This window comes from Pseudomonas sp. NY15435 (genome assembly GCF_048068295.1).
Taxonomy (GTDB): Bacteria; Pseudomonadota; Gammaproteobacteria; order Pseudomonadales; family Pseudomonadaceae; genus Pseudomonas.
Map to the genome: position 1 here is coordinate 208061 of NZ_JBLUQA010000013.1, position 7780 is coordinate 215840.

Below are 7780 nucleotides of genomic sequence, written 5' to 3' on the forward strand. Positions count from 1 at the left end.
AGCGAGCTTGCTCGCGAACAGATCCGCTGCGGAGCCAGGTTCGCGAGCAAGCTCGCTCCTACAAGAACCAAACTCACAGTTCTTCGCCGTGACGAATGACGCGTTTGGGCAGGTCGCCACCGAGCCAGTAGGCAAGCTCGGCAGGACGCTGGATGTCCCAGGCGATGAAGTCGGCGACCTTGCCCGCTTCCAGGCTGCCGTGGCTGTCGGCCATGCCCAGCGCTCGTGCGGCGTTGAGGGTCACGCCGGCCAGTGCTTCTTCCGGGGTCAGGCGGAAGGCGGTGCAGGCCATGTTCAGCATCAGGCGCAGGGACAGCGCTGGCGAGGTGCCGGGGTTGAGATCGCTGGCGATGGCAATGTTCACGCCGTGTTTGCGCAGGGCATCCATCGGCGGCAGCTGGGTTTCGCGCAGGACGAAGAAGGCGCCGGGCAGCAGCACGGCAACGGTGCCGGCTTCGGCCATGGCAATGGCGTCGCTCTCGTCCATGAACTCCAGGTGGTCGGCGGACAGTGCGCCATACCGCGCGGCGAGGCTGGAGCCATGCAGCGACGACAGCTGCTCGGCATGCAATTTCACCGGCAAGCCCAGGCGCTGGGCAGCCTGGAATACCCGCTCGACCTGCGCCGGGGAAAACGCCAGGTGCTCGCAGAAGGCATCCACCGCGTCCACCAGCCCTTCCTCGGCCAGGGCCGGAAGGATGTGGCTGCAGACCTGATCGATGTACTCATCCGCACGCCCGGCGTATTCCGGCGGCAGCGCGTGGGCGGACAGGCAAGTGGTACGCACCGTCACTGGCAGCTCCTGTTCCAGGCGGCGGGCCACGCGCAGCATGCGGCGTTCGCTGTCCAGATCCAGGCCGTAGCCGGATTTCACTTCCAGCACGGTCACGCCATCGGCCAGCAATGGGCGGGCGCGCTTGATGGCGCTGGCCAACAACGCTTCCTCGCTGGCCTCGCGGGTGGCGCGCACGGTGCTGGCGATGCCGCCGCCGGCCGCCGCAATGTCCGCGTAGCTGACGCCGTTCAGGCGCTGCTCGAACTCACCGCTGCGGTCGCCGCCGAACACCAGGTGGGTGTGGCAGTCGATGAACCCGGGCGTGACCCAGGCGCCGCCCAGGTCGGTGCTCTGTACCGGGCGCTCGGGCAGCTCGGCACGCGGACCGATCCAGCTGATGCGCTCGCCCTCGGTGATGATCGCGGCATCCTCGATGATGGCGTAGCGGCCATCCTTCATGGTCGCCGCGTGGCAGTGGTGCCAGAGGTGTTTCATTGCAGTCTCCCGATGCTCGCGCCGATGCTCTCCAGCGCTGCCGGGTCGGCCAGCAGTGCGGTGGCACGGTCGATGTCCGGCGCCAGCCAGCGGTCGCTGTCATAGGCCGGCACCTGTTCGCGCAACAGGCTCCAGGCGCAGTCGGTGCCGGCGCCGAAACGTTGTGGCTTGAGGAATTCAAAGGCCTGGGCAGCCAGCAGGTATTCGATGGCGAAGATGCGCCGGGTATTGTCGATGGCGCGGCCGAGCTTGAGAGCGGCGCTGGTGCCCAGGCTCAGGTGATCCTCCTGCAGGCCGGAGGTGACGAAGTTGTCCACCACCGCCGGCTGCGCCAGCTGGCGGTTCTCGCCGGCCAGGGAGGCGGCGACGTATTGCACGATCATCATCCCCGAGTTGACGCCCGGCTGGCTGACCAGGAAAGCCGGCAGGCCGCTGACCAGCGGGTTGATCAGACGGTCCAGGCGGCGCTCGGCAACGCCGCCCAGTTCGGCCACGGCGATCGCCAGCAGGTCGGCGGCCATGGCGACGGATTCGCCGTGGGGGTTGGCCTGGGAGACGACGCGGTAGTCGTCCGGCGTGCCCAGCACCAGCGGGTTGTCGGTGGCGGAGTTGAGTTCGGTCTCGATCTGCTTGGCCGCGTGCTCCAGCTGGTCGCGGCACGCACCGTGGATCTGCGGCATGGAGCGAATGCTCAGGGCGTCCTGGGTGCGAATGCCCTTGCTGCTGGCGATGACCTCACTGCCTTCGAGCAGCGCCCGCAGGTTGGCACCGACCTTCTGCATGCCCGGGTGTGGCTTGAGCGCGATGATCTCGGCGTCGAAGGCATCGATCTGCCCGCGCAGGGCTTCGAAGCTCATGGCGCCGATGACATCGGCCCACTGCGAGAGGCGCGTTGCGTCGTCGAGGGCAAGACAGCTCAGGCCGGTCATGCACGGCGTGCCATTGACCAGGCAGAGCCCGTCCTTGGCACCCAGCTGCACCGGTTCCAGTCCTTCGGCGGCCAGCGCGCGGGCAGCAGGAACGATCTCTCCGCGGTAGCTCACGTCGCCAATGCCCAGCAGCGCCACGCCGACGTGGGCCATGTGGGTCAGGTAGCCGACCGAACCCTGGGACGGCACGCGCGGGGTGATGCCGTGGTTGAGCAGCGCCAGCAGCGCTTCCACTACTCGGCGGTGCAGGCCGGATTTGCCGTGGCTGTAGTTGGTGATGGCGGCAGCAATGATCGCGCGGGTCTGCTCAACCTTCAGCGGTTCGCCCACACCGCAGGCATGGCTGAGCAGGGTGTTGCGCGACAGCTGCGCCAGTTGCTCGCCCTGCAGCACCACATTGCACAACGCGCCCAGGCCGGTGCTGATGCCATAGGCCCGCTCACCTCGGCTGACGATGCGTTCGACAATGCCATGGGCGTTGTCGATACGCGCCCAGGCCGCCGGCGCCAGTTGCAGGCGCGCGCCGTGGCGCGCCACCGCGACCAGGTCCTGCCAGCGCAGCGGGCCGTTGCCGAGGGTGATGGTGGACGACATGAAGAACTCCTTGTGTGAAAGCCGTGGAAGCATCCTTCCACGGTCGGAACGGCAGAGCCCCTCTCCCCAGCCCTCTCCCTGAAGGGAGAGGGAGCTGCCCGTGCAGGCTGACGCTCTGGTTTCATCCTGCGCAAGACAATCCCCTATCCCTTCGGAGCGGGGCGCGCAGCCAGGGTTAGGGAGAGGGCGGCCCACGTGTAATGCGATCTTAGGCGGCTCCTTACAGCGCGGCGACGCGGCGCTGAACGAAGCGGTCGACGTACTCGTCGGCAGGCTTGTGCAGGATGTCGGTCGGCGCGCCGACCTGGATCAACTGGCCGTCCTTGAGGATGGCGATGCGGTTGCCGATGCGCACGGCTTCATCGAGGTCGTGGGTAATGAAGACGATGGTCTTGTGCAGAGTCTTCTGCAGCTCCAGCAACTGGTCCTGCATGTCGGCGCGGATGAGCGGGTCGAGGGCGCTGAAGGCTTCGTCCATGAGGATGATGTCGGTATCCGCCGCCAGTGCGCGGGCCAGGCCAACCCTTTGCCGCATGCCGCCGGAGAGCTGGTGCGGATAGGACTTCTCGTAGCCCTTCAGGCCCACGGTGTTGATCCAGTGCAGCGCCCGTTCCTGGCACAGCGCCTTGCTCTCGCCACGAATCTTCAGGCCGTAGGCGACATTGTCGAGCACGCTCTTGTGCGGCAGCAGGCCGAAGCTCTGGAACACCATGCTGATCTTGCGCCGGCGGAAGTTCTCCAGCGCGGCGGCGTCGTAGCCGAGCACGTCCTCACCGTCGACCAGGATCTGCCCGCTGGTGGGGTCGATCAGGCGGTTGAAGTGGCGCACCAGGGTCGACTTGCCGGAACCGGAGAGGCCCATGATGACGAAGATTTCCCCAGCCTCGATGGACAGCGAGAGGTCGTTCACCCCGACCACGCAATCGGTCGCGGCCAGCACCTCGGCCTTGCTCTTGCCCTGGCGGATCATCGCCAGCGCCTGGTCGGCCTTGGCGCCGAATATCTTGTAGACGTTCTTGACCTGGATCTTGCTCATTTGCTGGCCTCATGGTGGCGCGAGCGGCCGTAAGCCTGGGTGATGCGGTCGATGACCACGGCGAGGATGACGATGGCCAGACCCGCTTCCAGGCCCTTGCCGACGTTGAGGGTCTGGATGCCCACCAGCACGTCCTCGCCCAGGCCACGGGCGCCGATCATCGAGGCGATGACCACCATCGACAGGGCCATCATGGTGGTCTGGTTGATGCCGGCCATGATGCTCGGCAGCGCCAGCGGCAGCTGCACGCCGAACAGTTGCTGGCGGCGGTTGGCGCCGAAGGCGGTGATGGCTTCCATCACTTCGCGGTCGACCTGACGGATGCCCAGGTCGGTCAGGCGGATCAGCGGCGGCGCGGCGTAGATCACGGTGGCGAAGATCGCCGGTACCTTGCCCAGGCCGAACAGCATCAGCACCGGAATCAGGTACACGAAGCTGGGCATGGTCTGCATGATGTCCAGGAGCGGCAGCAGGATCGCCCGGAAGCGGTCGCTGCGTGCGGCGAGGATGCCCAGCGGAATGCCGATCAGCACCGAGATGATGGTCGCGACCATCATCAGTGCCAGGGTCTGCATCAGCTTGTCCCACAGGCCCACGGCGCCCACCAGGAACAGCAACCCGACGATCACCACGGTCGGCAGGATGCGCCGCGTGGCATGCCAGGCGATGCCCGCGACGATGGCCAGCATCAGCCACCAGGGAGTGGCCCGCAGCACGCTCTCCAGGTTGACGATGGCCCACAGCAGGGTGTCGGAGATATGGCGGAACACGTCGCCGTAGTTGGTAACCAGGGCATCGACCCAACCGTTGACCCAGTCGGCGATGGAGAAGGTGAAGCGTTCGGGAAACATGGCACGTACTCGTCAGGAGTGGGCATCACCGGGGATATCGTGCATCCCCGAAATCGGCAGCGTGAGCACCTGCCCCTGATCTGCTGCGCTAGGCCAGGCGGCGTTGAAAGCCGGTTCGGACTGCTCATTTACTGCGAGTAAACTCCGCGTCCTCACCGCCTTTCGCCTTGCCTGGCCGTCGCTCGCGACGATCGGGGCTCAGGTGCTCAGAGCGCGGCCTGGACCTTCTTCGCAGCGTCCTCGCTGACCCAGGTGGTCCACACTTCCGGGTGTTCCTTGAGGAAGGCCTTGGCCAGTTGCTCGGAGGTCAGTTTCTCCTTGGCCATCTTCGCCAGGTTCTGGTTCAGCAGGTCGATGGGCAGGTTGACCTTCTCCAGCACCGCCACCAGTTCAGGCGCCTGATCGTGGAAGGTCTTGGACAGACCGACCTGGATCTTCACGTCCTTGTTCACGCCCGGCTCATCCAGCTTCACCAGGTCGGCCTGGCCCATCAGCGGCGTCGGCGACCAGTAGTAGAAGAGAATAGGCTCCTTGCGCTTGTAGCTCGACAGCACGGCGGCATCCAGGGCCGGGCCGGTGCCGGGGCGGAAGTTGGTGAATTTGTCCTCGAGGCCGTACTTCTTCAGCATCTCGGAGTTTTCCAGCTCGCAGGTCCAGCCGGCCGGGCAGTTGTAGAAGCGGCCCTTGCCCGGCTCCTCCGGGTCGCGGAAGACTTCGGCGTACTGGGCAAGGTCGGTGACGGCCTTCAGGTTCGGCGCCTTGGCTTCGATATTGCGCGCCTTGTCGCCCTCGATCACGAAGCGCGGTACGTACCAGCCCTCGGTGGCGCCGACGATGGGCGCGCCCACGCCGACCACCTTGTTCGCAGCGGCGGCCTTGTTCCAGGCGTCGCTGCGGCCGATCCACTCTTCGCTGAAGATCTGAATGTCATTGTTGGCCAGGGCCTGCTCCATGGTGATGGAGTTGCCCGGCAGGCTGTCGGTTTCGCAGCCGTAGCCGTTCTTCAGGATGATCTGCATGAGGTCGGTGAGCAGCATGCCGCTCTCCCAGTTCAGCCCGGCGAATTTCACCGGCTTGCCACTCTCGCACCAGCCGGCGGCCTGGGCCGATGCCATGGTGCCGCCCAGCAGACCGGCGGACAGGAACAGGCCCAGCAGCGTCTTCTTGGTGTTGTTCATCTGATGCTCCTAAACGTGAATGAGGTTGGGCAGTGCAAGGGCCGCGCGGGCTTGTGGCCGCGCGGCCGGGCCGGTCTGTTCAGGTGCGGGCCGGCAGGATCAGCCGGTCCGGTACTGCCCGCGTGACGCGGCGGGCGACCAGGTAATAGAGAACGGCCGGAACCACGAGGCCGATGATCCAGGAGATATCCACGCCACCCAGGGCTTCCACCAGCGGGCCGGTGTAGAACTTGGTGGAGATGAACGGCAACTGCACCAGCACACCGATCACATAGACGCTGATGCCGGCAACGTTCCAGCGGCCGTAGCGGCCGTCGGGATCGGCCAGCGCCGGCACGTCGTAGTGCTCGCGGGTGACACAGTAGTAGTCCACCAGGTTGACCGCGCTCCACGGGGTGAAGAAGGCCAGCAGGAAGAGGATGAAGGACTTGAACGCGCCGAGGAACGAATGCTGGCCGAGCAGCGCGATCAGGGTCGCGGCGCCGACGATCAACAGGACGAACACCAGGCGTTGCACACGGCTCACTTCCAGGTGACCACGGAAGCCGCTGATCACGGTGGCGATGCACATGAAGCTGCCGTAGGAGTTGAGCGTCGAGATGGTGATCTTGCCGAAGGCGATGCTGAAGTACAGCAGCGCGGCGACGGCGCCGCTGCCGCTCAGGCCGACGATGTAGGCTACTTCATGGCCGGCGAATTGGCCGTTGGCCCCGGCCGCGGCGAACACGCCGAAGATCATCGCCACTTGCGCGCCGATCACCGAGCCTGCGCCCACGGCGAGGAAGGTTTTCACCGACGATGTCTTGCTCGGCAGGTAGCGCGAGTAGTCCGCGACATACGGCCCGAAGGCGATCTGCCAGGACGCGGCCAGGGACACCGCGAGCAGGAAGCTGCTCCAGCTGAAATGACGAATCTGCAGCAGCGCGCTGACGTCGGTCTGGTTCATCAGGCGGCTGAACAGGTAGACAAAGGCGATCACGCCGATGACGCTGGCGATGCGGCCGATGACGTGGATGACGCGATAGCCGAGCACGGTCACCAGCACGATGACGCTGGCAAACATCAGGATGCCGACGCTATCGCTGACGCCGAACAGCTGGCCCAATGCCTGGCCGGACAGCACGGTGCCGGTGGCGGTGAAGCCCAGGTACATCAGGCATACCAGCACGATCGGGATGGCCGCGCCGTAGACGCCGAACTGCACCCGGCTGGAGATCATCTGCGGCAGGCCGAGCTTCGGCCCCTGGGCGGCGTGCAGCGCCATCACGCCACCACCGAGCAGTTGACCGATGAGCAGGCCGATCAGCGACCAGAACACATCGCCGCCCAGCACCACGGCCAGGGCGCCGGTGACGATGGCGGTGATCTGCAGGTTGGCGCCCAGCCACAGGGTGAACTGGCTGTACAGCTTGCCGTGGCGCTCGGCCTCGGGGATGTAGTTGATCGAGCGCACCTCGATCAGGGGTTTGGAGCTATCACTGGCCTGGGACATCGTTATTGTTCTCCCAAAGGGATTCTTGTCGGTCGATGTACTGCTGCTTTACGGACCGGGCCGCCGCACCACGCCGTGCGGCGGCCCTCTCCCTGGTCCTGGACTGCTGAATTACTTGCCGGTGATCATCGGCAGGTTCAGGCCCTGCTCCTTGGCGCAATCAATCGCGATCTGGTAGCCGGCGTCGGCATGGCGCATTACGCCGGTGCCTGGGTCGTTGGTCAGCACACGGGCGATGCGCGCGGCGGCCTCGTCGGTGCCGTCGCAGACGATCACCATGCCCGAGTGCTGGGAGAAGCCCATGCCCACGCCGCCGCCGTGGTGCAGCGAGACCCAGGTGGCGCCGCTGGCGGTGTTCAGCAGGGCGTTGAGCAGCGGCCAGTCGGACACGGCGTCGGAGCCGTCGCGCATGGCTTCGGTTTCGCGGTTC

General features: G+C 66.0%; 6 protein-coding genes and 1 pseudogene. All 7 read right to left on the bottom strand.

Annotated features, from left to right (window positions below):
- Positions 1 to 73: 73 nt before the first annotated feature.
- Positions 74 to 1270 carry an imidazolonepropionase gene (gene hutI, locus ACNFH5_RS26005; RefSeq protein WP_416751056.1) on the bottom strand — a complete coding sequence of 399 codons (1197 nt, stop codon included), beginning with the start codon at positions 1268 to 1270 and terminating at the stop codon, positions 74 to 76.
- Positions 1267 to 2793: a histidine ammonia-lyase gene (gene hutH, locus ACNFH5_RS26010; protein ID WP_416751058.1), complete on the bottom strand. Its 1527-nt coding sequence runs from the start codon at positions 2791 to 2793 to the stop codon at positions 1267 to 1269. Before hutH ends, hutI begins: the two co-directional genes overlap by 4 nt.
- Before the next feature lie 220 nt (positions 2794 to 3013).
- Positions 3014 to 3829 carry a quaternary amine ABC transporter ATP-binding protein gene (locus ACNFH5_RS26015; RefSeq protein ID WP_416751060.1) on the bottom strand — a complete coding sequence of 272 codons (816 nt, stop codon included), beginning with the start codon at positions 3827 to 3829 and terminating at the stop codon, positions 3014 to 3016.
- Entirely contained in the window at positions 3826 to 4680 is an 855-nt protein-coding gene (locus ACNFH5_RS26020; protein ID WP_038803328.1) for an ABC transporter permease, read from the bottom strand. The genes ACNFH5_RS26015 and ACNFH5_RS26020 overlap by 4 nt, the downstream gene beginning before the upstream one ends.
- Before the next feature lie 206 nt (positions 4681 to 4886).
- Entirely contained in the window at positions 4887 to 5795 is a 909-nt protein-coding gene (locus tag ACNFH5_RS26025; RefSeq protein ID WP_416751072.1) for an ABC transporter substrate-binding protein, read from the bottom strand.
- Between the two features lie 142 nt (positions 5796 to 5937).
- Positions 5938 to 7350: a purine-cytosine permease family protein gene (locus ACNFH5_RS26030; protein WP_416751062.1), complete on the bottom strand. Its 1413-nt coding sequence runs from the start codon at positions 7348 to 7350 to the stop codon at positions 5938 to 5940.
- Between the two features lie 111 nt (positions 7351 to 7461).
- A pseudogene (locus tag ACNFH5_RS26035) lies at positions 7462 to 7780 on the bottom strand (urocanate hydratase); the annotation flags it as partial.